The sequence below is a fragment of the Streptomyces sp. G7(2002) genome (assembly GCF_028870195.1).
Classification (GTDB): domain Bacteria; phylum Actinomycetota; class Actinomycetes; order Streptomycetales; family Streptomycetaceae; genus Streptomyces; species Streptomyces nigrescens.
This window is the reverse complement of the sequence record NZ_CP102609.1, coordinates 2,453,705-2,479,273: the sequence shown is the minus strand read 5'-3', so window position 1 is coordinate 2,479,273 and position 25,569 is coordinate 2,453,705. Positions and strand designations below refer to the sequence as shown.

Sequence of the window (25,569 nt, the reverse complement as noted above, 5' to 3'; positions counted from 1 at the left end):
GGCCGGGGTTGCCGGGCTCAGCCGCGGTGCCGGGCGGCCCTGCGGCGGGTGGTGGTGAACACGACCCCGGCGCCCACGGCGAGCACGGCGGCGCCGCTGAGGGCGAGCGGGACCGTGGAGCTGTCGCCGCCGGTCTCCGCCAGCCGCTGCCCGTCGACCGGACGGGAACCGCCGTCGGTGTGCGGGGCATTGGCCTGTGCGGCGTCTGCGCGCGCCGGGGCCCCGGCCTTTGCCGGCCGGTCCGTGCGGGTGTGCTGGCCGCCGCGGTGGTGGCCGCCGCCGTGGTCGTGGCCCGTGCCCACCGACGACTTGGGGGCGCCCGCCGCGATCTGGGCGTCGGTCGGCGCGGAGGCGGCCGGTGCGGGCGCCGCAGCGGACTTGGCGACGGTGCCGCCGGCCTTCTTGCCGAAGACGACGTCCGAGCAGGTGTAGAAGGCCTCGGGGCTGTCCGACCGCTGCCAGACGCTGTAGATCAGATGGCGCCCGGACCGCGCCGGCACCTTCGCGTCGAAGACGTACTCCCCGTTGACGAGCTTCGGGTCGACGACCTTCGCGAACGGCTTCGACTCCAGGTCGGACCACTTCAGCGGCTTCTTCGGGTCATAGCCGGCCTTGGTGAGGTACAGCTCGAAGGAGCCCCGGTGGGGCGCGGTGGCCTTGTAGTGGAAGGTGTGGCCGCCCGCCTTCATAGGGGACGACGGCCAGTCGGCGCGGGGCAGGTCCAGGCCCTTGTACTCCGCGCTGTTGGCGCTGCACAGCTTGCCGTCCGGGATACGCGTCCTGGACTGGCCACCCGCGTTGCCGTCCCGTACACCGTTCCAGTCGTAGAGCGCCTGGGTCCCGCCGGTTTTGACGGCGGCCTTGCACGCCGCGGACCGCGGGCTCTCGGGGCCCTCCGCGTAGCAGGCCGACACCCGGCTGACCGGGTCCGTCATCGAGCCGTGCGCGGCGGCCGGGCTCGCGGTGAGCACGGTGAGCGCGAGCGGGGCGATACCGGCCAGTGCGATCCCGGTGGCCTTGCGACGAACGGTCATTGTGGGGGTCTCCTTCATTCAGTGCGTCGAGCGGGGGAGTGGGGAGCGTGGGGGGGGGGCGGGACGCGGCCGCCGACGCCGCCCCCGGTGACCGGCGCCGACGGTCCGCGACCCGCCTTGCGAGAAGCACGCTAGCCGCGCTGAACAGCGGATTTGAGGGCTGAAGAGCCATCCCGGAGATCCTTATGGTGCCGTTAAGGGACGGCTAAGCGGGGGCTCATACAGGCGGGGAGGAAACGGGCATCGCCGGGTGGTGGGCGCCGCCCGTGACGGCGGTCCGGCCGTCCCGAGGGCAGCTGGCGCGGCCGCCGCGTGCCGTGCTTCGTCCGTGCCCGCAGCGGGAGTTGGCCTCAGCGGGCTGCCGTGCTCAGCGGCCCTCGGTGCTCAGCGGCCTTCCGCGCCGGTGAAGGGCGCGGCCGGGTCGTCGAGGCCGTCGAGGAGCGCGCTCAAGTCGTTCGCCGGTCCTGCCCCGGCAGCCGACCGGAGCGGCTGCTCGGCCCAGATGATCTTTCCCTGGGGGGTGTAGCGGGTGCCCCAGCGCTCGGCGTACCGGGCGATGAGGAACAGCCCCCGGCCCCCCTCGTCGGTGGTCCGCGCATGGCGGAGGTGCGGCGAGGTGCTGCTGCTGTCCGACACCTCGCAGATCAGTGCCCGGGCCCGGATCATCCGCAGGCTGATCGGGCCGGAGGCGTGCCGGATGGCGTTGGTGACCAGTTCGCTGACGATCAGCTCGGTGGAGAATTCGAGCTCCTCCAGATCCCACTCCGCCAGCCTGCCGGCCGCTGACCTGCGGGCCTGGCCGACCGCGGACGGATCGGCGGGGATCTCCCAGGTCGCGAGCTGTGACGGCGCCAGAGCCCGGGTCCGTGCCAGCAGCAGCGCCACGTCATCGACCGGCCGTCCGCCCGGCAGACCGCCGATCACCGTGTCGCACAGGTCTTCCAGCGGGGCCTGCGGAGCGGCCAGGGCGGTGCGCAGCCGGGTGATCCCCCCGTCGAGATCGAGGGCCTTCCCCAGCAGCAGACCGTTGGTGTAGAGAGCCAGCAGACTGCCTTCCGGCAACGGCAGTTCGACGGACTCGAAGGGCATCCCGCCCAGCCCCAGCGGCGGTCCGGTCGGCAGTTCCAGCAGCCGGCCGTTGCCCGTGGGGCTGATCAGCAGCGGTGCGGGGTGACCGGCCCGGGCCAGCGTGCAGCGGCAGCCGACCGGGTCGTAGACCGCGTACAGACAGGTGGCGCCGATGACCCCGTCGTCGGCGTTCGCGTCGTGGGCGACCCGGTTGAGCATGTCGTCCAGGTGCGCCAGCACCTCTTCCGGGGACAGGTCCAGGTCGGCGAGCGCCTGCACCGCGGCCCGCAGCCGCCCCATGGTGGCCGCGGCATGCACCCCGTGCCCGACGACATCACCCACCACCAGCGCGACGCGGGCGCCGGACAGCGGGATCACATCGAACCAGTCGCCGCCGACGCCGCTGAGCGAGTCGGCCGGCAGATAGCGGTAGGCGGCTTCCACCGCGCACTGCTCGGGCAGATCGTGCGGCAGCAGGCTGTGCTGGAGGGTGAGGGCCGCGTTGTGCTCGCGGGTGTACCGGCGGGCGTTGTCGATGGAGATCGCGGCGCGGGTGACGAATTCCTCGGCGAGCACCAGGTCGTCGGGCTGGAACGGCCCGGTGTGCTGCCAGCGGGCGAAGGTGGCCGCCCCCAGGAAGACGCCCCGCGCCCGCAGCGGCACCACCATCAGCGAGTGAAAGCCCAGCTCCCGCAGGTGCGCCGCCCGGACCGGGTCGTCGGCCGCCCAGCCACCGGCGGCGAGATCCAGCGTCTGGAACAGCGCGGAATTGCCCTCGACGAGACTCAGCACGACGGGCGCCGACGGGGGATAGTCGGTCGCCTCCCCGACCGCCACCACCGCCTCGGGGCAGCCCTCACGTACGGACTGCTGTCCGGCACGGCGCATGGTGACCAGATCCGCGGCGTCGACCGGGCCGGGCGTCGGTTCCTCCCCGCAGAGCAGCGCATCGAGGAGATCGACGGTGACGAAGTCGGCGAGATCCGGAACCGCCGCGTCGGCGAGTTCCTGCGCGGTCTGCCAGACGTCCAGGGAGCTGCCGATGCGTTCACCGGCCTTGTTCAGCAGCGCCATCCGCTGGCGGGCCCGGTAACTTTCCGTGACGTCCAGGACCATGTAGCAGACGCCCAGTACCTGACCGGCTTCGTCCTCCAGGCGAAAGAACGAGGTGGAGTAGGCGTGCTCCCGCTCCGGATCGGACTGCGGGCGTCCCAGGTACTCGTAGCCGACCGAGGGGGTACCGGTGCTCAGCACCTTGCGCATCTCGGCCTCCAGGGCCTCCACGGCGAGGCCAGGCTGGATGTCCGCCAGACGCTTCCCGAGGCGCTGCTCGCGGCTGGTGCCGCCCATCCGCTCCAAGGCGTCGTTCAGCCACACGAACTCCAGCTCGGCGTTCACCATGGCCACGCCGATCGGTGACATGCCGAGAATGCCCTCCAGGAACGACTGGCTCGCTCCTGACCAGGGCGTTTGGGTCATCTCGGCGGCAAGGACGAGACGTGCGGAGCGCTCTGTGGCGTCCAGTACCGGCAGTACGCGGAACTCCAGGTCGAGCCGGTGGCCGTCCTTGTGCCGTACGGCCTCCAGCCCGCTCCAGCCGTCCGCCGCCGCCAGCCGGGACTCCCACCTGTTGTCCTGCGACGCCGCGGGGGCCACCCCCGCGAACAGCTCCGCCAGGGGCCGGCCGACGGCCTCGGACACCGCATAGCCGAGAAGCCGCTCCGCGCCCTTCGTCCAGCCCTGCGCCACCCCCGCGCGATCGGCCATCACCACGGCCGTCCGCGTGAGGTCGAAGACGCCGTCTCCGGAGAGACGGCCGCTCTGGGAGGCACACATATGACCGGTCCAATGCCGGTCCCACCATGCGACGGGCCCTCTCTCACGGCGGCGCCGTCGCACACGACCGGCCTTTTCCACGGTACCCCCTCACCCTGGCCGGGCGCTCTTCCCGGCGCCCGCCCCCGCCCGCGCAGCAGGCCCACAAGACCGCATCCGCCGCCGTTGTCAGTGGGTGCTGTCACCATCGGCACATGAGCACCGACGCGCCCGCCGACCCGTCCCCTCAGCCCGCGCCCGAACCCCTCAACCCACCTGCCGGCCAGGGGGAATCACCGCTGCCGACCGCCGACGCCGCCTACTGGGAAGCGGCCGCCGCCTCCTTCGACGACGAGCCCGACCACGGACTGCGCGACCCCGCCGTCCGCGCCGCCTGGGCCGCCCGGCTGCGCACCTGGCTGCCGTCAGGGCCCGCCGCCGTCCTCGACCTGGGCTGCGGCACGGGAAGCCTGTCTTTGCTCGCCGCCGAGCAAGGCCATCACGTCACGGGCATCGACCGCTCCGAGGGCATGATCGCGCGGGCGCGCACCAAGCTCGCGGGCCACGAGGCCGCGTTCCTGGTCGGTGAGGCCGCCGAACCACCCGTGGGGGAGCGGCGGTTCGATGTCGTCCTGGTGCGCCATGTGCTGTGGGCCCTGCCCGACCCCGCGGCCGCGCTGCGCCGCTGGGCCGGACTCCTCACCCCCGGTGGCCGGATGGTGCTGGTGGAGGGCCGCTGGGGCGAGGCCGACCCGGTCGGTCTTCCCGCCGCCGAACTCACCGCCCTCGTCGCGCCGTTGGCCGCGCGGACCCAGGTGGAGAGCCTCGCGCACGATCCGGCGCTGTGGGGCAAGGAGGTGGCCGATGAGCGGTATGTGCTGCTCGCCGACCTCCCCCGCCGGCACACCGAAGTGGTCGATGTCCATCTGGTGTTGCGCCGCGGTGACGAGGTGCTGCTCGCCCGCCGGGCCAATACCGGCTATGCGGACGGTCTCTTCCACGCCCCCTCGGGCCATGCGGAGGACGGTGAGGACGTCCGGGAGGCGATGATCCGGGAGGCCGCGGAAGAGGTGGGGCTGCGGCTGGTGCCCGAGGACCTCAGGGTCGCGCTCGTGATGCAGCACTGCGCCCCGCCCCCGGCGCGGCCCCGGATCGGCTGGTTCTTCGAGGCGGCGTACGGCGCGGGCGGCGAGCCGTGGAACCGCGAGCCCGACAAGTGCGCGGAGTTGGCGTGGTTCCCGCTGGATGCGCTGCCGGACGACATGGTCGCCTACTGCCGCGCCGGCCTCGACGGGCTGCGTGCGGGGCACCGCTTCCTGCTTCACTGGCACCGGCCCGGCGACGCGATCGCCTACGACCCGGCGGGACCCGACCGCGCGGTGGTTCTCGACGGACCGGGACCGACGGGGTGAAGCGGACGAGGGCGGCGGCGCATCGGACGTCTCCCGAGAGGTGAGACCTCCCGTCACAGCAGGCGCTCCTGGCGCACAATGGATGCGACAAACAAGCGCACCGACGGGTACGTGTACGCGCGCCTCCCGGGGACGAACCCCAGGGGGACGTGCCGTCGCGCATCCGCCCGCCCCACCACCAGCACCAGGAGCGCCACCGTGTCCCCGCAGCCCTTGACCATCACCATCGATCCGACGGCGGCCGCCGCGCCGTTCGAGCAGGTCCGCACCCAGATCGCGGATCAGGCCAGGGACGGCGGTCTGCCGGTCGGCTACAAACTCCCCACCGTCCGCGGTCTCGCCGAGGACCTCGGCCTGGCCGCCAACACCGTCGCCAAGGCCTACCGCGCCCTGGAGACCGACGGTGTGATCGAGACCCGCGGCCGCAACGGCAGCTTCATCGCGGCGGCCGGGGAGGCCGCGGACAAGGAAGCCGCCGCGGCCGCCGAGAGCTACGCCCGCCGCGCCCGGCGCCTCGGCCTGGACCACCGCGCCGCCCGCACGGCCGTCGAGAACGCCCTGCGCGCCACCTACGGAGCCGATGCCTGACCGCGCGCCTGCTGGGACGGGTGCCGACCGCGCCGGTAGGTGACCCCGCACCGCCCTCCCCGAGCCATCACCCGAAAAGAAGGAACCGCATGCCCAGCAAAACGGCGCTCGTCCGCCGCCCCGGCCCCCGCCTCGCCGAGGGGCTGGTCACCCATATAGACCGGCGCCCGGTCGACCCCGCCCTCGCCCTGCGCCAGTGGGAGTCCTACGTCCAGGTGCTCCGCGACCACGGCTGGCACATCACCGAGGTCGCCCCGGCCGACGACTGCCCCGACGCGGTCTTCGTCGAGGACACCATGGTCATGTTCCGCAATGTCGCACTGCTCGCCCGCCCCGGTGCCGGTGAGCGCCGGCCCGAGGTGCCGGACGCCCGCGCGGCCGTCGAGGCGCTCGGCTGCTCCGTCAACGAGATCCGGGCGCCGGGCACGCTGGACGGCGGCGACATCCTCAAGGTCGGTGACACCGTCTACGTGGGCCGCGGCGGCCGCACCAACGCCGACGGCGTCCGCCAACTCCGGGCCGCCTTCGAACCGTTGGGCGCCCGTGTCGTCGCGGTACCGGTCAGCCGCGTACTGCATCTCAAATCCGCCGTGACCGCACTCCCGGACGGCACCGTGATCGGCCACCCGCCCCTGGTCGACGACCCCGCCGCCTTCCCCCGCTTCCTGCCCGTCCCCGAGGAGTCCGGGGCCCATGTCGTGCTGCTCGGCGGCGGCAAGCTGCTGATGGCCGCCGGCGCGCCCCGCAGCGCGGAGCTCTTCGCCGACCTCGGATATCAGCCGGTTGTCGTGGACATCAGCGAGTTCGAGAAGCTGGAGGGCTGTGTGACCTGCCTGTCCGTGCGGCTGCGCGAGCTGTATGCATGACGGGGCATCATCCCCCGGCGCGTCGTGCGCCTGCCCGGACCGCACCGCCGGCCGTGCCTATCGTGGCGCCATGAGCAACCTCGACCTCAGACCCGCGCCCAGCCTCTGCGGCGGTACCGGCCGTACGGGCCCGGTCCGCGACGTCCAGCCCGGAAAGCAGGTCCCCCTGGGCGAGAGCACCGTCGTCCGCCGACTGCTGCCGAACCTCGGCCGGCGGATGGTCGGCGGCTGGTGCTTCGTCGACCACTACGGTCCCGACGACATCGTCGACGAGCCCGGGATGCAGGTGCCGCCGCATCCGCACATGGGCCTGCAGACCGTCAGCTGGCTGCACGAGGGTGAGGTGCTGCACCGCGACAGCCTCGGCAGCCTGCAGACCGTACGGCCGCGGGAACTGGGCCTGATGACGTCCGGCCGGGCCATCGCCCACTCCGAGGAGTCGCCGCACGGCCATGGCCCGTTCCTGCACGGCGCCCAGCTGTGGGTGGCGCTTCCCGGCGAACACCGCGACACCGCCCCGGCCTTCGAGCACCACACCGACCTGCCGGTGATCAACGGCGGCGGACTGTCCGCCACCGTCATCCTCGGCGAACTGGCCGACGCCACCTCGCCCGGCACCACCTACTCCCCGCTGGTCGGCGCCGACCTCACCCTCACCGCCGGCACGGACACCCGCCTGCCGGTCGACCCCGACTTCGAGTACGCGGCCCTGACCATCTCCGGCGAGAGCGAGGTCGACGGCGTCCGGCTGGCCCCCGGCGCCCTCCTCTACCTCGGCTGCGGCCGCGGCGAATTGCCCCTGCGCGCCGACTCCGACAGCAGCCTGCTGCTCCTCGGCGGCGAGCCGTTCGAGGAAGAGATCGTGATGTGGTGGAACTTCGTGGGGCGGTCACAGGAGGACATCGAGGCGGCGCGGGCGGACTGGATGACGGGCTCCCGCTTCGGCGAGGTCCACGGCTACGACGGGGACCGGCTGACCGCCCCCGAACTCCCCCCGGTGCCACTGAAGCCACGGGGGAGGGCGCGGTGAGGCGGGCGCGCGCGTCTTGAGCGCGTCCACCACGTGACAGGCAACGTCGCGTCACCACCCGGAAGATGAAAAAGCGTTGCGCGAAAACGCCTCGGGAAAGCCGTAAAGAAAGCCGTAAAGAAAGTCAGAATCCTGACACCGTCCATGTCAGGAGTGTGCCGTGCCGGATGGCCGGAGGATGACACGGTGACGGCGAGGGCGCTTCACGACGACGGCGCGGAAATCTACTGCAATGTCATATCTTTTTCTGCTGCATTCACCGTAGCCTCGATTCTGTGCGGGGCAATGAGATCCCGCGCAGAACTCAGCGATAGGAGAGGTGAAGACCATGTACTCCAAGCCTACCCTGCTGAAGGTTGGTGAGTTTTCCAAGCTCACGATGCACAGCCGTCCTCGCCGTAAGGACAAGGGACACCGTCGGCGCCCCAAGGGGATTTTCCTCTAAGGGCTGAGGTGTGAAGGTGGCGCGAGCGAGGTACCCGCTCGCGCCACCGCCGTCATGCCAGCTCAAGGGGCGTTCTGATTCATCCTTCGGGGCCCCTCGACAGCGGTACCCGCTATGTGTCAGTAAAAGAGCTTGGACGGGGTTTCTCTCATGAAACAGTTCGATCGTGCGGGCGAATGGCTCGTCGTCCTCCCCGACCACGTGGCTTCCGTCGTCCTCGCCGAAAAGCTTGAACCCGCGCCGCAACGCGTGGATCATCCCTCCGGCCGGCCGTGGCTGATCGGTTCCTGGGAATCGGCCGACTTCCGCATCGGTGAGGCGGGCGCCACCAAGATAGCCACCCTCGGGTTCAGTTCCGCAGGCCCGCAAAGGCTCGCGCAGATCGCTGCCCGCACCCGGCGCGTCACCGACCTCGACAGCCTCGGCGGCAAGCTCCCGGGCTGCTTCCACCTGCTCGCCACCGTCGATGGTGTCACCCACGCGTACGGGACCCTGTCGGGGCTGCGCAAGCTCGTGTACGGGCGAGCGGGAGAAGTGACCGTCGCGGCGACCCGGGCCGACGTACTCGCGGCACTGACCGGCGCCGGCATCGACGAGGAGCGGCTGCTGCTGCGGTTACTCGTCGCCGAAGCCGTCCTGCACAGCGTCAACACTCCCGTATGGCGCGGGGTGCGGCTGGTGGACGAAGACAGCAGCATCACCCTGCACCCGACGGGCCGCCCCACGGTGACCCGACGGTGGAATCCGCCGCTGGACAGGCTGCCGCGCAAGCCGGCGGCGCAGAGGTTACGGCAGGCGCTCGGCGACGCCGTCCAGGCACGTGTCGACTCGGGGCTGAAGCTGACCTGCGACCTGTCCGGCGGGCTCGACTCCACATCGCTGTCGTTCCTGCTCGCCCGGAGCTACGACCAGCCGTTGACCACGCTCACCCAGGGAGCGGCCGCGCCCGGCGATGACGACCCCATGTGGGCCGACCTGGCCGCGGAGAAGCTGCCCGGGATCAGGCGGCTGATGCTCACCTTCGCCGATCTCCCGACGCACTACGCAGACGTCCTCGACGCGGCCAAGGTGCCCGGAACCGACGAAGAACCCTTTCCCGGCATCGAGGACCGGCCGATCTACCGACGGATCGCGGCACTGCTCGGCGCGGAAGGCTCCCGGGCCCACCTCACCGGCGAAGGCGGCGATGAGGTCGTCCAGGGCGGATCGGCGGGGGTGTTCGACCTGTTCCGCACCCAGCCGCGCGTCGCCCTGGCCTACTTGCGCGGCTACCGCGCCCTGTACCACTGGACCTGGTCCGATGTGGCGCGCATGGCTTTCGACCAGCGGCACCCGTACCCGGCGTGGCTGGCGGCTCGGGCACGGCGCGTCACCACCCACTCCCTCGACGACGAGAGTTCCCCCCTCATCCAGATGCCGCCGTGGGCGACCCCCGACGCGGTTGCCGCGATGCGGGACCTGCTGGCCGACGAGGCCCGGCGCACCCGTCAGCACGGGCACAACTGGACCGCCCACCACACCATTTGGGGCATCCGGTTGTGTGCCGGCCTGGTGCGTCGCACCGTGCCGCTGTACGCCGCCGAAGGGGTCCGTCTCACCTCCCCCTACATGGACGACGCCGTCATCGACGCCTGCATGTCCGCGCAGGCGCACGAGCGCCGGACCCCGTGGGAGTACAAGCCTCTGCTGGCTGACGCGATGCGCGGCATCGTCCCCGACCAGTCGCTGGCCCGCACCACCAAAGCGGAGGGTTCACCGCTGGAGCACGCCGGGATCCGCACGAACGTCGCCAAACTCGCGGCACTGTGCGAGGACTCGCGCCTGGCCGCACGGGGGCTGATCGACGCCGACAAGCTCCGCTCGATCTGCACCTCGTTCCAGATGCGCCCGTTCACCCCCTACGCGATGTCGATGACCTTCAGCTGTGAACGCTGGTTGCGCGACCTTGAATCCACCGCTGCCATGGAGGCTTCCTGATGAATCTTGAGCTGCCCGGCCATGTGTCGGTGACCCACACCGACGACGGCGGGGTCCTCTTGGACGAGAGCACCGGCGAGTACTGGGAGATCAACCAGAGCGGGGCGGCAGTACTGCGGATGCTGCTGGAGGGCGCGAGCGAGCAGGAGGCCGCGCGGGCACTGATCGCTGACCTCCGGCCCGGCGAGATCAGCCCGGAGGGCGCAGTCGCCGACATCCGTGAACTCCTGGCGCAGTTGCGGGCCGCGGAGCTGGTGGTGACGTCGTGAGCACCCCCGAAACGCTCTTCGAGACCAGCGCATCGGTCCCGGCCCGCACTCGTCTGGCCGCGCGGGTCACCGTTGCCGCCGCCCTGGCACTGGCGCGCCTGTCGCCCGCGCATATCCGCCGCGTGCTGGTCGTCGTACGGGGGACGGCGGGACCGTCCCGCTACGATCAGGCGCAGGGCGCACGTCAGGCCGTTGTCGCGGTCAGCATGATCTGCGCCGGACAGGGCTGCCTGGCCCGGTCGATCGCCACGGCTCTGCTGTGCCGCCTGGGCGGGCACTGGCCGGTGTGGCGGGTCGGGGCGCGTACCTCCCCGTTCGGCGCGCACGCTTGGGTGGAGGCCGAGGGCCGCCCGGTGGAGGAGGGCGACAACATCACCGGCTTCCGGCCATTGATGACCGTCACACCCCGCCCGGACGCCCGCGTGAGTAGGATCCGCTGAACAAATCCCCTGGTCAAGCCTAGTTTTACCCCTGCTGAAGATGTCCCTCCGAGGAGAGAGCTTTCCGTGTTCACCAGCTTGCGACCAGCGCGCAGAAGCGATGCCCTGGACTCCGACGACGCTCTGGACACCGAGCCGGCGGACGAACCGGAAGAGCCGTTGCGGGTCGGTCTGCGAGACCTGTTACGCGTCACACGCGGACACCGCAAGGCGATCGCCGTCGCCCTGGTGTTCTCGCTGATCGCCGCGGGGCTGGGCCTGGCACAGCCGATGCTGGCGACCAAGACGATCCAGGAGTTCTCCGGTGGCCGCCCCTATCTGACCCTGGCCGTGCTGCTGGGGGTGCTGTTCGTCGTCGAAGCCGTCGTCGCCGGGGTCGCCTCCTACTCCCTCGAACGGTCCAGCGAGGGGCTGGTGCTGGGGCTCCGGCTGCGGATCATCGACAAGCTGCTGAGGCTGCCGATGCGGCGCTACGAATCCCAGCGGCTCGGGGACTCGCTGTCCCGCACCACCAGCGACACCACCATGCTGCGTGACTCGCTGGCCTACGACCTGTCGGAGGTCGTCGTCGGCCTGTTCGTCGTCGTCGGTGGCGTCGCCATGATGGTCTGGCTGGATGCCGCGCTGTTCCTCATCGTGCTGGCCATCGTCGGCGTGATCGGCGGACTCACCCTGCTGCTGCTGGCCGGGATCCGCAAGGCAGTTGAGGACGCTCAGGACAGCCTCGGTGGTATGTCGGCCGACCTGGAACGAGCACTGTCGGCGATCCGCACCGTCCGCGTCATGCGCGCCGAGGACCGGGAGAGGGAACGGATCGGCCAACTCGCGCGGCAGGCTTATCAGCAGAACCTTCAGGCCGCCAAACGTGACGCCGTCATCGGGCCGATGATGACACTGGCGATGCACGGCTCCATGATGGTGGTCCTGGTCATCGGCGGTATCCGCGTCGCCAGTGGAGAAGGATCCCTGGCAGACCTCGTCGGGTTCCTGCTCTACATCACCTACATCTCGGCGCCGATTGCCAACATGTTCGACGTCATGGCGACGGTGCAGCGAGGGCTCGCCGCGTTGCAGCGCATCGAGGAAGTCACCCAGCTGCCCGGCGAGGCCGACAGCACTCCGGCCACCGCTCCGGCGGCCGGGCCCGCCGCGGTGCCCACGGCGGAGGGAACCACACCGGCCGTGGAGTTCCGCGACGTCACCTTCAGCTACGACGCAGACCGCCCCGTGCTGCGGCAGGTTTCGTTCACCGCGCCGCGCCACACCCATGTGGCACTCGTCGGCCCTTCCGGGGCAGGCAAATCCACTCTGTTCGCGTTGCTCGCCCGGTTCTACGACGCCGACGAGGGGCAGATCCTGCTCGACGGAATCGACATCACGCGTCAGATGAGCATCGACGAATGCCGCTCCAAGATGAGTCTGGTCGAGCAGACCGCCCCCGTCATGCACGGCACACTCCGCGACAACATCACCTACGCCTGCCCGGAGGCAACCGACGAGCAGATCCAGCGAGTCGTCGAACTCGCCAGCCTCAACGACCTGGTGCGGCGGCTCCCGGAAGGACTCGATACCGCGGTCGGAGAGCACGGTGACATGCTGTCGGGCGGCGAGCGGCAGCGCATCGCGATCGCCCGCGCACTGCTGCCCCAGCCGAGTCTGCTGCTGCTCGACGAGCCGACTTCACAACTCGACGCCGCCAACGAGGAAGCCCTCACCCGCGCCATCGCGCAGATCTCACGCGAGTGCACCCTCCTGGTGATTGCGCACCGCGCCTCCACCATCCGCGCTGCTGACACCGTCATCGCCCTCGACAACGGCCGGGTCACCGACACCGGGACACCTGAGGAGATCACCGCAAGGCGCGCTTTCGCGTTCGACTAGCGGTGTTACCGCGAAACCACTCCCTGCGGGCCAGAGAGGAGGCTCTCGCCACGCGGGCGGCTCGGCCGGCACCGCTGGAGCACCGGGCAGCCGGGCTCCTGACGGTCCGGCCACCGCCGGCTCACCGTCCGGACGACGAAAGGGCCACTGCTCCCTTGCCGTCCCCGGCCGCGCCGAAGCCATGACCTGCTCCAAGAGACTCCCGTACGCCATGTGAGACACCTCAGAATGGCTGGATCATACGGCGAACTGTTCGACACGCTGCCGTTATCGCGAATACCATGCAGTAGCAAAGAGTCTTTGGTGACCAGGACGGGGGTATTGAATCGTGGACGATACCGGTTTATTCCGTACCGGGTTGGTAAGGGGCCGGTGTCCCGCCGGGGTTTCCTCGTTGCCGGCGTCTGTGGACGAAATGACGGTGAATTACTCACCTGGGCCGCTGCCCGCTGTCGGCCCACTCCTCCGGCGGCTGATTCGCCCGGCCGGCCCACGAGTACACCAGACTGTGGCTCGGGTGGTTCACGAACGCTCAGTTGAGCTGTGAAACAGGCCTTGCACATCGCCGGACCACCACCCTCCACCGCTCGCCGATCGCGCTGAGCAGTTGCGCCGTCCTGGCGCCCTGCTTTTCCTCAGGCCTTTTGCCGTACGGCGCTTGACCAGTCCCCAGTAGTTCCTGGCCGACTGCGAGTTCGGCCGTTCACCGACCCGGCGAGCGATCCCCCTTGACCGAGGGTCCGGTTTCCGACTCATCCGGGAGAGCTGACCCCTTGAGTGATTCCGTTCTCGTCATTCACGGCGCACCGGCCTATCGGTACGGCCTGGTGCTCGGACTCAAAGAGCTGGGGTTCGATGCCTGCGAAGGAGAAACGGCCGAAGCCGCGGAACAGGCCGAATGGGATGTCTGCCTGCTGCACACCCCCACGCCGGATACCTCACTTCTCACCCGGGTACGGCAGTCCGGGCAGGGGCTGGTCATCGCGCTGGTGGACGGTCTCACTGTCGACAACTGCCGGGACGTGATCGGTGCGGGAGCGCATGGAGTTGCCCCTCAGGACGCCGACTTCGACGACATCGCCGAGGCCCTTCGTCTCGCGCGGTGGGGAGAGACGCGCGTGCCCGTCTCCTTGCTGCGGACACTGGTCGACGCTTCACCTGCCGCCCCGAGCGGGCTGACCCTCAGTCAGTCGGAGACCGACGTGCTACGTCAGCTCGCCTCCGGGCGCCCCATCGCCGACATGGCCGCCACGTTGGGCTACTCGGAGAGGCAGATGTACCGGTTGGCGCGGGGTATCTACTTCAAGCTCGGCGCCGGCAACCGCAGCGAGGCGATCGCCACGGCAGCCCGTTGGAGGCTGCTTGACGATTCCTCCTGAGGGGCCGCGAGCCGGTGCGACGGCATCAAGCCCCGTGGGGTTCCTGGCCGGTGGGGCTGCCCCGTGTCAGTTCTCCCCGACCCGTGCCCCGGCGGCCCGCGCCCGCGCCCGTGCGTCGGGGCTGACACCCCGCTTGCGGGGGGACATCCTCCAGTCCGTCGCCTCCCGTTGGGCGACCCGCAGGAGGTTCCGCGGCCCGGGAGTCGCCACGACGCCGACGTAGCGGGGATCGCCGGCGAACCACGCCGCCGTGACCTGCCCGGACTTCACCGCGCGCACCCAGAAGTGCCGCCCCGTCCCGATGCCCCCGCCGTACTCCAGGCCCACGGTCTTCTCCGGGCGCTCCGGGTCCGGCACGAGGAACTGGGTGCTGCCGTTCTTCTTCGACCTGACCTCGGCGAGGCCCGCTTGCCATGGATAAACGCGCAGCACCCGACGTATTCCGGTCAGTGAGGCGGCCCCGGCCACCGCGAGCAGGGCGTACCAGATGCCGACGAACAGCACCGGCATCCACAGCACCAGCAGCCAGACCGGCGTCATGACGACCGCGAACAGCCAGGCGAAGAAAGCCGGTACACAGCCCAGCGCGGCGGCACACCGGAACATCGCGGTACGGCGCCATGCCCGGCGGGTGCCCGGGTCCTCCCAGGCCGTCTTGTAGTGCACTGGGGACGTCACTTCCGTCATCACCCTTCTCCGATCGGCCGGACACCTTGCGCGCGGCCGCCACTTCCCTGGCCTCCGGCATCTGCTCGCGCGGCTGCGGCGGAAGAGGGTTGCGGAAGCTCACCGTGCGGGCGATGCCGTGGAACATGCCACGGTAGTGCGCATGGCCGGAAGCCTTCAGCGGCGGCGGCGCAGGGCGGAGAGGAGCTGGGCGAGCACCGCCGCGGCCGCCCGGCGGCGGCTCGGCCGGGACGACCAGACCGCAGGGAGCACCACCCCGGCGAACACTGCCAGAATGATCAGTGCGAGCACTGAGCTCGCCGAGTCGGACGTGGGCCAGGACATGGCATCTCCTCTGGGCTGTGCGGTGGCCGTTGTGGCGTGCCCCGACTCTGGGCCGTCGGCCGTTCCCGTCGGCGTTTCACCGAACAACTCCGAAGTGCACAGCAGTTGGTGCAGGTCAGGTCATACGCTGCTGGGTATCGAGCCGAAACCGCACGAAATTCGGAGGGCTTCTTGGCGAGCGAACCATCGGGTGCCGTGGCGGACTTCTGCAGCGTGCTCCGGCGTCTCGTGCGTGGCTGTGACGTCCAGCAGACCGAACTCGCCAGAGCGCTCCACCGCAGTAACGCGACGGTCTCCGAACTGCTCAACGGGCGGCGCGCCACCCCGCCTTCGCTGGATGATGTCCTGCTGATCGTCAGCCACTGCCGCGCCCGCGTGGAGGGACATCCACCGCCGGGGCTGTCCCTGGACCCGGCATGGTGGCGCACCCGCCTCGCGGAGCTGGAGGACACCGCGGAGGCGCGGCGGCAGCGTCCCGAGCCGCGTGCGGAGAAGCCCCGGCCGCGGGTGGAATCGGTCGCCTTCGACTTCGCCGGCGCCGTTGACGTCCTCATCGGCGGCCGGGACGGCTTCGACGGGCTCGCCGACGAGCTGCTGGAGCCGTTGCAACTGAACGGCGGGGCGGCGGTCGAGCTGCGCGGCCTGATGGACGGGTTCGGCGCCCGGGTGCGGGCCGGCCACGGTACGACCAGGACCGCGCTGCTGTGCGCGGCGGACGTGGTCCTGCTCGTGACGGCCTTCTGCGACGCCGTCGCCGGTTCGGGGATCGGCCACAGCACCCAACTCAGCCAGGGCGCGGGCGACATCACGACGGAGGTGCTCCAGGAACTGGGGCGGATCGATCTCGGGTCGGCCCGGGTCCGGGACACCGCGGAGCTCAGGGAGGAGATATCCGCCGCCTACAGCTCCGCGACCGAGATCGTGCACGGCCTGGGCAACGCCCACGGGCATCCGCCGCACGACCTCATCCAGCAGGCGAAGCGGCGGTACGAGCAGCTGCTCTCCTCGGCCACCTGGGACTGCCCGGAACTCCGGCTCACTTCCGAGACGTACGACGTGGACCGGGAGGACGGGCAGCCGCGCACGGGCGCCGGCGGCGTCGGGCTCCACCGACTGGGCCTGCTGCTCGAAGAGTTCGCGCACGGCTGCACCGCCCCGGCCGGGCGGCGTGAGCGGCTGCGGGCCCCCATCGCGTCGGCCGAGGGATCAGGACCGGCGATCCCCACGCTGGCCGCCGGCTATGTGAACCCCCACTTCCGCGTCGCCGCGCACCCGGTCGACTGGGAGCTGTCGAGTGATGAGTGGTGGCAGCGGCAGCCGCTCCGGGACGACATCGAGGTCTTTCTGGCGGCTCATCTGCTGACCGACCGGGCAACGCGCGCGCCCCTGCTGGTCCTCGGCCACCCGGGGGCCGGAAAGTCACTGCTGACCAAGCTGATCGAAGCACGCCTTCCGGAAACGGAGTTCTTCTGCCTCCGGGTGGAACTGCGGCATGTCCCGGCCGACATGGACGTCCAGGGGCAGATGGAGGAAGCACTGTTCCGTGCGACCGGGCGCCGGACCGAGTGGCCGGACGCGGTGGACCCGGCCTCCGGGGCCGTCCGCGTCGTGCTGCTCGACGGCTTCGACGAACTGCTCCAGGCCGGAGCGGAGCGGCTCGATATGCGGCGACGGTGGGACTACCTCAAGAGCATCGAACGGTTCCAGCAGAGAGAGACCGAGCTGGGGCGCCCCACCGCCATCGTCGTGACGAGCCGCACCGTGGTCGCCGACCAGGTCTTCACACCCACGGCGAGCACGGTCATCCGGCTGGAGCCCTTCGACGACGATCAGATCGCCGACTGGCTGGAGATCTGGGCCGTCACGAACCGGCGCCACTTCCTCGCCGAGGGGCTTGAGCCGCTCACTCAGGACGTGGTGCGCCCCCACCGGGAACTCGCGAGCCAGCCCTTGCTGCTGCTCATGCTGGCGCTGTACGACGCGGTGGGCAATCCACTGCGCCGGCTCGGCGGGCAGGGCATCGAGCGGGTGGAGCTGTACGAACGGCTCCTGGTGGAGTTCGTGCGCCGCCAGGTCGTCAAACACCGGGGCCCACTGCCGAGGGCGGCCGAGGCCGACGCGGTGGAACAGGAGCTCCATCGTCTCGGGGTGATCGCGATCGGGATGTTCAACCGACGCGGCCAGAGCATCATGGCGCGCGAGGCCGACGCGGATCTCGCGGCGCTGCGCGGTGAGGGCAGCTCTCCTCTGCTGTTCGGCCGCTTCTTCTTCGTGCACGAGGCGCAGGCGGTGGTCACGGAAGGGGAGTTGAGGTCGTACGAGTTCCTGCACGCCACTTTCGGCGAGTATCTGGTGGTCCGGCTCATAGGTGACGAATTGCGTCGCACGCTCGGTGAAGGCGACGACCAAGGCTGGTCACAGGCCGACGACGGGCGGCTCCACGCCCTGCTGTCCTGCGTCCCGCTCACCGATCGCGCGGAAGTCGTCCGTATCGCGGGAGAGCGGTTGTCGCTCATCGAGACGGAGCAGCGTGCCTCGCTGACGGTGTTGCTGCGGGAGCTGTTCCGGCGGGCCCACTGGGGGAGCGATCACCGCAAGGACGTTCCGTACCGCCCCGTCACCCGGAACCGGACCGAGCGGGACGCCGTGTACAGCGCCAATCTCCTCCTGCTCGCCGTCCTTGCCGAAGACGGTGTGAACGCCTCGGAGTTCTTCGAGGAGGGGGACCCGGTCGACCGCTGGTGGCGCTGTGCGCAGCTTTGGCGGTCGCAGTTCAGCGAGGCGTCCTGGGAAGCGTTCACCCGGACGCTCTCGCTGGAACGCCGCACCCTGGACGGGCGCCTCGACAGGACGTGGGACCTGCGGATCGGCACCCGGGAGGTGGCGCCCGGGACGAGCGATCTGGCCTGGTCACTGCGGATGCCGTCATGGGGCCCGACCGCTTACCACGACACCAAGGGAGTGGACGCGGCCGATCTGATCCGGCGGATGTCCTTCCTGTGCGAGACGGACGGGCAACAGCTGCTGCACGCGCTCTCCCCGCTGCTGCACAGGCTGCCCGACTCGATGCGCACCTACCGTATCCATGACGACCAGAGCGGGTTGTCGGCTGCGCATGCGCTGGTCTCCCTGATGTGCCGAGACCCCGGGCACCCGGACGACTGGGACCGCCGCTACCACGACGTCCTGTCGGTTCTGCCGTACCTGCCGTTCGAGGACTGCGCGCCGGTCGTGGACGTCCTCGCGCGGCATCTGGTGCACGATGCGGCTCGTCTGCCGGGAGACACCGTGGTGCAGATCCTTCACGGACTGACCCAGCCACGGTTCGCCGATACGAGTCAGGTTCCCGCGCAGACCTGGATCGCCCTGCTGGGATGTGTACAGGACCAGGTGGGGCGCGCGGCCGTACCGCAGGACGAACTGGGGAAGCTGGCCGGCCGCCTCGGCACATGCACGGTGTTCGCCCTGGAGAATGAGGAAGCCCCTCAGCTGCGGTTGCTGAGCCTCCTCCGCGAAGCCGGGAGCACGCACATCTGGCACCGCACGGGGCACGCACCGGGAAGGGAAGCGCTGGACGACGGGTTCGCCGTCCTGGAGCGGATACCCGTCGCTGAACGATCGCCGGAAGTCGTCATCGGACTGCTCAGGCTGGCCCGTGAGCTCGGCCGGGACGACTGGCTGGCCGAGCACGCCGAACCGATGCTGCTGTCCTTGGGAATCGAGGGGCTGGGGCGACTGCGCGCCACCGACGTCGACTCGCTGCGGGACAGAGTGCGGGACACCGCGCTCCGCACGGCGCTGGGCAGTATCGAACGGGTGTGGCGGGGCGTCTCCGAAGACGGACGCCGGCCGTCGTCGGGCTGATTGGTCACCTTTGCCGTGGGTGCACCCGGCAGTTGGTATGGAGGTACTGGGCGCTGCCGTTCGTGAAGTCGTAGAGCGCGACCGTCTGGGTGTCCTCCAACGGATCCGCCGGTGGCATCAGGAAATGGGTCTCGCTCACCGGGAGCAGCTCATATCTGATGCGGTCCGGCTTGTGGAGGAACGCTGCCTGCATCGGGTCGAGGAACAGGGTCAGGTACAGCTTTCCGTCGTCGGCCGCCACCTCGTACCGTGCGCCGGGGCGCCCGTAGACGCCCTCGTACCGGGACAGGTCGAGGTTCAACGTCGTGTCCGGTGCAGGCAGGTCCGGGACGGTCGCCATGCCCAGATCGGTCAGGATCTCGTTGAACACCGCGTGGGAGAAGCTCTCCCGCGGTCCGCCGTTGGTCAGCAGTGCAAGGGCGGTGTTCGAGTCCGGCAGGATCCGAAGCCGGGCGTTCTGGCCGACCGTACTGCCGTCGGTCGCGTAGACGGTTTCGCCCTGCCAGTCACATACGATCAGGCCGAGTGCCCATGCCGGCCCGAACATGTACGGATCCGGTACGGGCACCCGCGAATTCAGCATCTCTTGAATGCTTTCGGCAGAGACGATGCGCTTTCCATTTGGCGCCGTGCCTTTGTTGAGGAAAACGTGCGCCATGGCGAGCACCTCCCGGGAGGTCGAGGTGAGGTTTCCGCCGGGGCCGAATGCGCGTGGCAGGTGGCGCACCGGTGTGACGAGGGGCCCCTCTTCCAGGGAACGGATCAGGTGCCCGGTCGCCGCCCGGGCTTCGTCCACCTGCTCGTGCCAGCTGTTCGTGCTGGTCAGGCCCATGGGGTCGAAGAGGCGGTGCCGCATGATGTCGTCCCAGTACGCGCCGTCGTGCACCTCCAGGATCCGCGCGAGAATGGCGTAGCCCAGCGCCGCGCTGTAGCCATGGGTGTGGCCCGGCGGGAAGACCTGAGGTGCGTGGGCGATGTTCTCGACCATGCGCGCATAGACGTCCTCGTCTTCGCCAGGGTCGCCATACGCTTCCTCGATACCGTTGGTGTGGTAGAGCAGGTGACGAGGGGTGACCTTTGCGCTTGCCTCGGGATCGGCCACCGCGAAGCCGGGCAGATACGTTCGCACCGGTTCGTCGAGGCCGACTTTTCCTTCGTCGACGAGTTGCATGAAGGCCAGTGCGGTCCACGTCTTGGTCATCGAGCCGCATTGGTAGACGGTGTCCGTTGTCGCGGGTTCCCGCGTTTCCACGTTCCTGACGCCGACCGCGAATTCGGTGAGCTCTCCGTCGTGGAGCACACCGATCGCGGCGCTCGGAATGGCGTACTCCGCCAGGAGTCCGGCGACCCGGGCCCGGATCCGCGGTATGTCGAGCGTCATCGCGGGAGACCGATCGCGTTCGCGGCGTCCGCTTCGAAGTACTCCGTCGTGGCGTAGGCACCGGCGTGTGCCTCGAAGAAGTCCCGGACACCCTCAAGGGAGTCGTGGGTGAGGATGTTCACCGCCTTGGCTCCGTCCCGGCTGGCGACCGCCAGCTTCCACGTGGCGCCCTTGGGGAGTTGGGCGTGTGCCTTCTTCAGCCCGCTCCAGAACTTGCCGTCGTCCGAGACTGTCGACACGACCATCACGTACATCTTGGGTCCTCTCTTTCCGGATGCAGAAAAGCTACGTTGCGTTTTAGGGAGCGTCAACGAAATGGGCGTGCAAATGCCCGCTAAAACCTGGATCGTTGCAACAGGATTGCGAATGAATGCAACTTCCTCCATCGGGTCGTTGCAATGTACTGTCGCTGAACGCAAGGAGAGGAGTGGCATCGGTGCCAGGAGGCAGGCTGACCTACGAGGACCGCCGACGCATCGCGGCGTGGCTGGCCGAAGGGCTCGGGTACGCCGAGATCGGCCGACGGCTCGGCCGGCCGACGTCCACGATCAGTCGCGAGGTCGCACACAACGGCGCATCCGCCCACTATCTGGCCGACCACGCCCAGCAGGCCTCCAGCCACCGTGCCCGCCGCCGCAAGCCGGCCCGGCCCGCCGAGCCGGCGACGGACGAGCAGCCGGCCCAGGCGGTGCGCGACTTCGTGGACCGGTTCGCGACGCTGCTGGCCGCGACCGGCCTGCCTCGTATGACCTCACGGGTGTTCGTGTGCCTGCTCACCGCCGACGCCGAGGGCCTGACGGCAGCCGACCTGGTGCGACGGCTGCGCGTCAGTCCCGCGTCGGTGTCCAAGTCCATCGGCTACCTGGAGGCGATGGAACTGATGAGGCGTCGACCGGATCCCGGCGGGCGCCGCGAGCGGTACGTCATCGACGACGACGCCTGGCTCCGGGCGTGGCAGGCCGACACCAGCGCACATGCCGACATCGCGGATGCCGCACAGCGGGGCATCGAGATCTTCGGCGCCGGGACGACCGCCGGTGCCCGACTCGGCACGATGGGCCGGTTCTTCGCCCGGCTCAGCGAGCAGATGAGCGGCAGCGCCCTCGCCGAAACCGCCGTGTACGACGCGCTGACCGTGCTCGCCGCCCTCGTGCACGCCGACCGCCCGCTCACCCGGGGCGCACTGGCCACCGCGCTCGACTGGCCCCGGGACCGCGTCACCGCCGCCCTGGACGCGATCCAGCGGCAGCCGGCCATCGCCGATCCCCTCGCCCTGAGGACCGTCGGGCCCCGGACATACACCGTCACCACGAGACCGGACCGCCTCACCCCAGCGCAACGCGAAGCACTCGACCGGTAAGCCGCGCCAACGACTCGATGCCGATGAGCGGGAAAGCGGGAAGCCGGTGAAGTACGGGACGGACCGGCGGCAGCCTCTACAGGTAGAGCCCCGCGTCGGCGCCCGAGTCCTGGGCCGGGACCGAGGCGGGGCGGGTGCCGCGGCGCAGTGCGTACAGTTCGGCGAGTGTGGCGCCGTCGCGGCCGATGCCCTGGTCCGTGCCCAGCCAGTGTGCCGCTTCGGTGCGGGTCAGCGGGCCGACCTCGATACGGGCCAGACAGCGGCCGGGGCGGACCACCGCCGGGTGCATCCGCTCCAGGTCCTCGTTGGTGGTCACCCCGACCAGGACGTTGCGGCCCTGGCCCAGCAGACCGTCCGTCAGATTGAGCAGCCGGGACAACGCCTGCCCCGCGGCGTGCTTGGCCTCGCCGCGGATCAGCTCGTCGCAGTCCTCCAGGAGCAGCAGCCGCCAGCGGCCCTTGCCGGTGCTGTCGTCCTCGCCGATCGCGATGTCCATCAGATAGCCGACGTCGTTGAACAGCCGCTCCGGGTCCAGGACGCAGTCCACCTGGCACCAGTCGCGCCAGGAGCGGGCCAGGGTGCGCAGCGCGGAGGTCTTGCCCGTACCGGGCGGGCCGTGCAGCAACAGCAGCCGGCCGGAGATCTCCTCGGGCGCCACCTTCATCAGCCGGTCCATCGCATCGGCCACCGGCGCCGTGTAGTTGGGGCGGATCTCCTCCCAGGTGCCCGCCGAGATCTGCCGGGAGGTCCGGTGCGGGCCGCGGCGCGGCGAGAAGTACCAGAAGCCCATCGGGACGTTCTCGGGCTGTGGCTCGGGCTCGTCCTCCGCCCCGTCCGCGGCCTGTCCCAGCACCTTCTCGGCCAGCTCGTCGGTGACGGCGGTGACCGTCACATCGGCGCCGCGGTTCCAGCGGGAGACCAGCAGGGTGAAACCGTCGCCCTCGGCGAGGGTGGCGCTGCGGTCCTCGTCCTTCGCCGCGCGCAGGACCCGGGCGCCGGGCGGCAGCAGGGTGAGCCCCGGCCGCACCCGGTCGACGGACCGGCTGCGGGCAAACGGCTGCTCTCCCTTGGCGAACCGGCCCAGGAAGAGCGCATCGACGACATCGGCGGGCGAATCGCTGTCGTCCATGGTCAGCCGGAGCGGAACGGACTCCTCGGCGGCGGACGGCTGGACGTGATCGGCACACATGCCGCCATGATCCGTCACGGCGGGCCACCACGTACACGGATTATCCCGGCGTTTCCCCGCGACCGGGCGCCGCGGTGGGCGCGGGGGCGGAAGACCGGGGCCCCGTACGGCCGGGCCGGGGCGCGGTGGTGACGGGCCGCCCACAGACGGCGCAATGACGGTCCGGCGGGCGGGCCGTCCGGAGACTGGGACGACGCGCCGCGTGGTGGGGTGACCGCCGGAAGGAGCCGCGTCCGTTGGAGCCGCCGAGCGGAACCCCCCTGACGGTGGTCATGGTCGGCCTGACCGTGGTCACCGGGATGCTCGATGCCGTCAGCTTTCTGGCGCTCGGTCAGGTCTTCACCGCCACCCAGACCGGCAATCTGCTCTTTCTCGGCTTCGGTATCGCCGGGCAGGGCGGGCTCCCGGTGGTGACGACGGCGGTTTCGCTCGGCGCCTTCGTGCTGGGCGCGGTCTTCGGGGCGCGGATGGAGTCGACCCTGGCCGCACGGGCGTACCAGTGGTTCCCGGCGGCGCTGGCCACGGAGGCGGCGCTGCTGTTCGCCGCCGCGGCGGTGGCGTGGGAGTCGGGGCCGTCCCCGGGGCTGCCGGCGGTCCGGCGCGATGTCGTCATCGGGCTGATGGCGGTGGCGATGGGCATGCGCAATGTCACCGCGATGCGGGCCGCCCCGCCCGACCTCACCACGACCGTGGAGACCCGGGCGATGACGGCCCTGGTCAGCGGGTCGCCGGTGGGGCGCGACCGGCGGCTGGGGTACGGCAGCCATGCCGCGGGCCGCCGGCTGCTCTCGGTCACCTCGATGTTCGCCGGCGGTCTCCTCGGGGCCGGGCTGCTCGGTCTGGGGACCCGTCCGACGCTGGTGCTCCTGCTGGTGGCCGTCTTCGTCGCGGCCACCGCCTTTCTCGTGCCCGGTCTCGCCCGCCGTCGGCACCACACCGAGGACTGACCGCGCAAGGGGGCGAGGGTCCGTCAAAATGCGGCGCGGGTACGGACGCAGACATCGGGATGCCTCCCGGGCCGTCCTCGGCGCCAGCCGCAAGGCAATGACATGGCGGTGAACATCCCCCCGGATCGGCAGATTTGCCGTGAACCGCAGACAACATTTGGCATGGACACTTCCGGCTTGCGGTGAGTCTTGCTACGACAGATGTGGCAGAGCTCCTGCTAAGGGAGGTTCCATGAGACTGTCCCGATTCGCGGCCTTGACGTCCGCCTTCTTCGTCACCACGGCGCTCGCGCTCACCGGCGCGAGCGCCGCCGCGTCCGCCCAACTCCCCACCGCCACCGGTTATGTGGCACTCGGCGACTCCTACTCCTCCGGCGTCGGAGCCGGCAGCTACGACAGCGCCAGCGGCTCCTGCAAGCGCAGCACCAAGGCCTACCCAGCCCTCTGGGCCGCCGCGCACTCCCCCTCGTCCTTCCAGTTCACCGCCTGTTCGGGCGCCCGAACGGGTGATGTTCTCAGCAGTCAACTCGGGCCTCTCAACAGCTCCACCGGCCTGGTGAGCATCTCGATCGGCGGCAATGACGCCGGATTCGCCGACACCATGACGACCTGTGCACTCCAGGGCGAGAGCGCCTGTCTGGCCCGGGTCGCCCAGGCCAGGACCTACATCGCCAACACCCTGCCCGGCCGGCTCGACGGGGTGTACAACGCCATCTCCCAGAAGGCCCCTGCCGCGCGGGTGGTGGTCCTGGGCTATCCGCGCTTCTACAAGCTCAGGGGAACCTGTATCGCCGGTCTCTCCGAGAAGTCCCGTGCCGCGATCAACGCCGCCGCCGACGACATCAACGGCGTCACCGCCAAACGGGCCGCCGACCACGGCTTCACCTTCGCCGATGTCAACGCCACCTTTTCCGGCCATGAGCTGTGCTCCGGCAGCGCCTGGCTGCACAGCGTGACCTTCCCCGTCCTGGAGTCCTACCACCCCACCGCCGCAGGCCAGTCCGGCGGCTATCTGCCGGTGTTCGCCTCCGCTGCGTGACGACCCGTCGTCCGGGCGCCGGGGAGAGGCCGTGATCCCGGTCTCTCCCCGGGCGTTCCGGCGGCCCGTCAGGCACCCCGCGCCGCCCGCGCAGACGTCCGACGGTTGCTCAACTCGCCCTGCTCCGGCCCTTGTAGGTGACATTCCGTATGGTGTGCGTCAACGTCAGAGCGAGGCAGGTGAATCCGGTGACCGGTCTGCACGCGTGTCCTCCAAGAGAGATAGGGTTACCCCGCCCGGGCCGGGTGCCCTCATAGGGTGGGGAGAGTCATGGAACAGATAACAGTGCGTAGCAGGGCGCGAGTCCCTGCCATCAAATGCGGGAGCGTCGCATCCAGTGCGCGTCTCGACCGCCATCTCGCGGTGCTGGGTGGCCCTGCCATCCCGCAGCGTGAGGTGGAGGGCGCGACGTCGCTGATGCAGGAGCTCACCGCGCGCGATCACTCGCGTACGAGGAACGGCCGCGGCGCCAGGGTGTCGCTGTTCGCACCGCTGCGCAGGCTGCGGCGCTCGCTGTTCGGCGGGCACGGCTGACCCGTTTGTCAAGCGGCATCTCGGGCGATCACACCGTCCC

At 70.3% G+C, this 25,569-nt stretch carries 22 protein-coding genes; 15 read left to right on the top strand and 7 right to left on the bottom strand.

Annotated elements, in window-relative coordinates; all coding sequences use genetic code 11:
• Nucleotides 1-17: 17 nt before the first annotated feature.
• Together NUT86_RS10030 and NUT86_RS10025 are read right to left on the bottom strand one after the other, a co-directional pair.
• Nucleotides 18-1,034, bottom strand: a complete 1,017-nt coding sequence (locus NUT86_RS10030) for a lytic polysaccharide monooxygenase auxiliary activity family 9 protein (RefSeq protein WP_148592157.1) — start codon at nt 1,032-1,034, stop codon at nt 18-20.
• Nucleotides 1,035-1,418: 384 nt separating this feature from the next.
• Entirely contained in the window at nt 1,419-3,938 is a 2,520-nt protein-coding gene (locus NUT86_RS10025) for a SpoIIE family protein phosphatase (protein WP_274734732.1), read from the bottom strand.
• 194 nt (nt 3,939-4,132) lie between these two features.
• On the opposite strand from NUT86_RS10025, the gene NUT86_RS10020 reads away from it, so the two are divergent.
• The 10 genes from NUT86_RS10020 (at nt 4,133) to NUT86_RS09980 (ending at nt 14,204) form a co-directional block, all read left to right on the top strand.
• Nucleotides 4,133-5,329 (top strand): methyltransferase domain-containing protein, encoded by a 1,197-nt coding sequence (locus tag NUT86_RS10020; RefSeq protein ID WP_274734731.1) that lies wholly within the window; start codon nt 4,133-4,135, stop codon nt 5,327-5,329.
• A 198-nt stretch (nt 5,330-5,527) separates the two neighbouring features.
• Complete coding sequence (locus NUT86_RS10015; protein WP_026169320.1) at nt 5,528-5,917, top strand: GntR family transcriptional regulator; 390 nt, start codon at nt 5,528-5,530, stop codon at nt 5,915-5,917.
• An 89-nt stretch (nt 5,918-6,006) separates the two neighbouring features.
• Entirely contained in the window at nt 6,007-6,783 is a 777-nt protein-coding gene (gene ddaH / locus NUT86_RS10010) for a dimethylargininase (RefSeq protein WP_159490158.1), read from the top strand.
• A 70-nt stretch (nt 6,784-6,853) separates the two neighbouring features.
• Nucleotides 6,854-7,813: a pirin family protein gene (locus NUT86_RS10005; protein ID WP_274734730.1), complete on the top strand. Its 960-nt coding sequence runs from the start codon at nt 6,854-6,856 to the stop codon at nt 7,811-7,813.
• A gap of 328 nt (nt 7,814-8,141) precedes the next feature.
• The gene (locus tag NUT86_RS40620; RefSeq protein WP_141725701.1) at nt 8,142-8,258 is read left to right on the top strand and encodes a lasso RiPP family leader peptide-containing protein; all 117 of its coding nucleotides are present in this window, start codon (nt 8,142-8,144) and stop codon (nt 8,256-8,258) included.
• A 150-nt stretch (nt 8,259-8,408) separates the two neighbouring features.
• Nucleotides 8,409-10,235: an asparagine synthase-related protein gene (locus NUT86_RS10000; RefSeq protein ID WP_109888781.1), complete on the top strand. Its 1,827-nt coding sequence runs from the start codon at nt 8,409-8,411 to the stop codon at nt 10,233-10,235.
• A complete protein-coding gene (locus NUT86_RS09995) occupies nt 10,235-10,504 on the top strand; it encodes a lasso peptide biosynthesis PqqD family chaperone (RefSeq protein WP_018087887.1) in 270 nt (89 codons plus the stop codon). The genes NUT86_RS10000 and NUT86_RS09995 overlap by 1 nt, the downstream gene beginning before the upstream one ends.
• Complete coding sequence (locus tag NUT86_RS09990; RefSeq protein ID WP_274734729.1) at nt 10,501-10,944, top strand: lasso peptide biosynthesis B2 protein; 444 nt, start codon at nt 10,501-10,503, stop codon at nt 10,942-10,944. Before NUT86_RS09995 ends, NUT86_RS09990 begins: the two co-directional genes overlap by 4 nt.
• Before the next feature lie 66 nt (nt 10,945-11,010).
• A complete protein-coding gene (locus NUT86_RS09985; protein ID WP_274734728.1) occupies nt 11,011-12,825 on the top strand; it encodes an ABC transporter ATP-binding protein in 1,815 nt (604 codons plus the stop codon).
• Between the two features lie 773 nt (nt 12,826-13,598).
• Nucleotides 13,599-14,204, top strand: coding sequence for a response regulator transcription factor (locus tag NUT86_RS09980; RefSeq protein ID WP_274734727.1), 606 nt, complete (start codon nt 13,599-13,601; stop codon nt 14,202-14,204).
• Between the two features lie 66 nt (nt 14,205-14,270).
• On the opposite strand, the gene NUT86_RS09975 is transcribed toward NUT86_RS09980, so the two are convergent.
• Nucleotides 14,271-14,882, bottom strand: coding sequence for a hypothetical protein (locus NUT86_RS09975; RefSeq protein ID WP_229838450.1), 612 nt, complete (start codon nt 14,880-14,882; stop codon nt 14,271-14,273).
• A 165-nt stretch (nt 14,883-15,047) separates the two neighbouring features.
• A complete protein-coding gene (locus NUT86_RS09970; protein WP_274734726.1) occupies nt 15,048-15,215 on the bottom strand; it encodes a hypothetical protein in 168 nt (55 codons plus the stop codon).
• A gap of 195 nt (nt 15,216-15,410) precedes the next feature.
• Here NUT86_RS09970 and NUT86_RS09965 point away from each other — a divergent pair, with 195 nt between their 5' ends.
• Nucleotides 15,411-19,079, top strand: coding sequence for an NACHT domain-containing protein (locus NUT86_RS09965; protein WP_274734725.1), 3,669 nt, complete (start codon nt 15,411-15,413; stop codon nt 19,077-19,079).
• A 4-nt stretch (nt 19,080-19,083) separates the two neighbouring features.
• Here NUT86_RS09965 and NUT86_RS09960 read toward each other — a convergent pair whose 3' ends face one another.
• Entirely contained in the window at nt 19,084-20,460 is a 1,377-nt protein-coding gene (locus NUT86_RS09960) for a serine hydrolase domain-containing protein (RefSeq protein WP_274734724.1), read from the bottom strand.
• Nucleotides 20,457-20,705, bottom strand: coding sequence for a hypothetical protein (locus NUT86_RS09955; RefSeq protein ID WP_274734723.1), 249 nt, complete (start codon nt 20,703-20,705; stop codon nt 20,457-20,459). Before NUT86_RS09955 ends, NUT86_RS09960 begins: the two co-directional genes overlap by 4 nt.
• Nucleotides 20,706-20,896: 191 nt before the next feature.
• Between NUT86_RS09955 and NUT86_RS09950 the strand changes: the two genes are divergently transcribed.
• Nucleotides 20,897-21,820, top strand: a complete 924-nt coding sequence (locus NUT86_RS09950; protein ID WP_159490125.1) for a GbsR/MarR family transcriptional regulator — start codon at nt 20,897-20,899, stop codon at nt 21,818-21,820.
• A 76-nt stretch (nt 21,821-21,896) separates the two neighbouring features.
• Here NUT86_RS09950 and NUT86_RS09945 read toward each other — a convergent pair whose 3' ends face one another.
• Nucleotides 21,897-23,009, bottom strand: a complete 1,113-nt coding sequence (locus tag NUT86_RS09945; RefSeq protein ID WP_018087877.1) for a DUF5925 domain-containing protein — start codon at nt 23,007-23,009, stop codon at nt 21,897-21,899.
• A 236-nt stretch (nt 23,010-23,245) separates the two neighbouring features.
• Between NUT86_RS09945 and NUT86_RS09940 the strand changes: the two genes are divergently transcribed.
• The 3 genes from NUT86_RS09940 to NUT86_RS09930 all read left to right on the top strand — a co-directional run bounded on the left by NUT86_RS09940 (nt 23,246) and on the right by NUT86_RS09930 (nt 25,529).
• Nucleotides 23,246-23,956, top strand: a complete 711-nt coding sequence (locus NUT86_RS09940) for a YoaK family protein (protein WP_018087876.1) — start codon at nt 23,246-23,248, stop codon at nt 23,954-23,956.
• A gap of 232 nt (nt 23,957-24,188) precedes the next feature.
• Complete coding sequence (locus tag NUT86_RS09935; protein WP_018087875.1) at nt 24,189-24,995, top strand: SGNH/GDSL hydrolase family protein; 807 nt, start codon at nt 24,189-24,191, stop codon at nt 24,993-24,995.
• Between the two features lie 270 nt (nt 24,996-25,265).
• Nucleotides 25,266-25,529 (top strand): hypothetical protein, encoded by a 264-nt coding sequence (locus tag NUT86_RS09930; protein ID WP_026169319.1) that lies wholly within the window; start codon nt 25,266-25,268, stop codon nt 25,527-25,529.
• Nucleotides 25,530-25,569: the final 40 nt, after the last annotated feature.

Coding starts and splice junctions, on each gene's coding strand:
- NUT86_RS09945 (WP_018087877.1), bottom strand. CDS start 23,009: ATGTGTGCCGATCACGTCCAGCCGTCCGCCGCCGAGGAGTCCGTTCCG.
- NUT86_RS09960 (WP_274734724.1), bottom strand. CDS start 20,460: ATGACGCTCGACATACCGCGGATCCGGGCCCGGGTCGCCGGACTCCTG.
- NUT86_RS09955 (WP_274734723.1), bottom strand. CDS start 20,705: ATGGTCGTGTCGACAGTCTCGGACGACGGCAAGTTCTGGAGCGGGCTG.
- NUT86_RS10020 (WP_274734731.1), top strand. CDS start 4,133: ATGAGCACCGACGCGCCCGCCGACCCGTCCCCTCAGCCCGCGCCCGAA.
- ddaH (WP_159490158.1), top strand. CDS start 6,007: ATGCCCAGCAAAACGGCGCTCGTCCGCCGCCCCGGCCCCCGCCTCGCC.
- NUT86_RS09970 (WP_274734726.1), bottom strand. CDS start 15,215: ATGTCCTGGCCCACGTCCGACTCGGCGAGCTCAGTGCTCGCACTGATC.
- NUT86_RS10025 (WP_274734732.1), bottom strand. CDS start 3,938: ATGTGTGCCTCCCAGAGCGGCCGTCTCTCCGGAGACGGCGTCTTCGAC.
- NUT86_RS10000 (WP_109888781.1), top strand. CDS start 8,409: ATGAAACAGTTCGATCGTGCGGGCGAATGGCTCGTCGTCCTCCCCGAC.
- NUT86_RS09995 (WP_018087887.1), top strand. CDS start 10,235: ATGAATCTTGAGCTGCCCGGCCATGTGTCGGTGACCCACACCGACGAC.
- NUT86_RS10030 (WP_148592157.1), bottom strand. CDS start 1,034: ATGACCGTTCGTCGCAAGGCCACCGGGATCGCACTGGCCGGTATCGCC.
- NUT86_RS09930 (WP_026169319.1), top strand. CDS start 25,266: ATGGAACAGATAACAGTGCGTAGCAGGGCGCGAGTCCCTGCCATCAAA.
- NUT86_RS09935 (WP_018087875.1), top strand. CDS start 24,189: ATGAGACTGTCCCGATTCGCGGCCTTGACGTCCGCCTTCTTCGTCACC.
- NUT86_RS40620 (WP_141725701.1), top strand. CDS start 8,142: ATGTACTCCAAGCCTACCCTGCTGAAGGTTGGTGAGTTTTCCAAGCTC.
- NUT86_RS10005 (WP_274734730.1), top strand. CDS start 6,854: ATGAGCAACCTCGACCTCAGACCCGCGCCCAGCCTCTGCGGCGGTACC.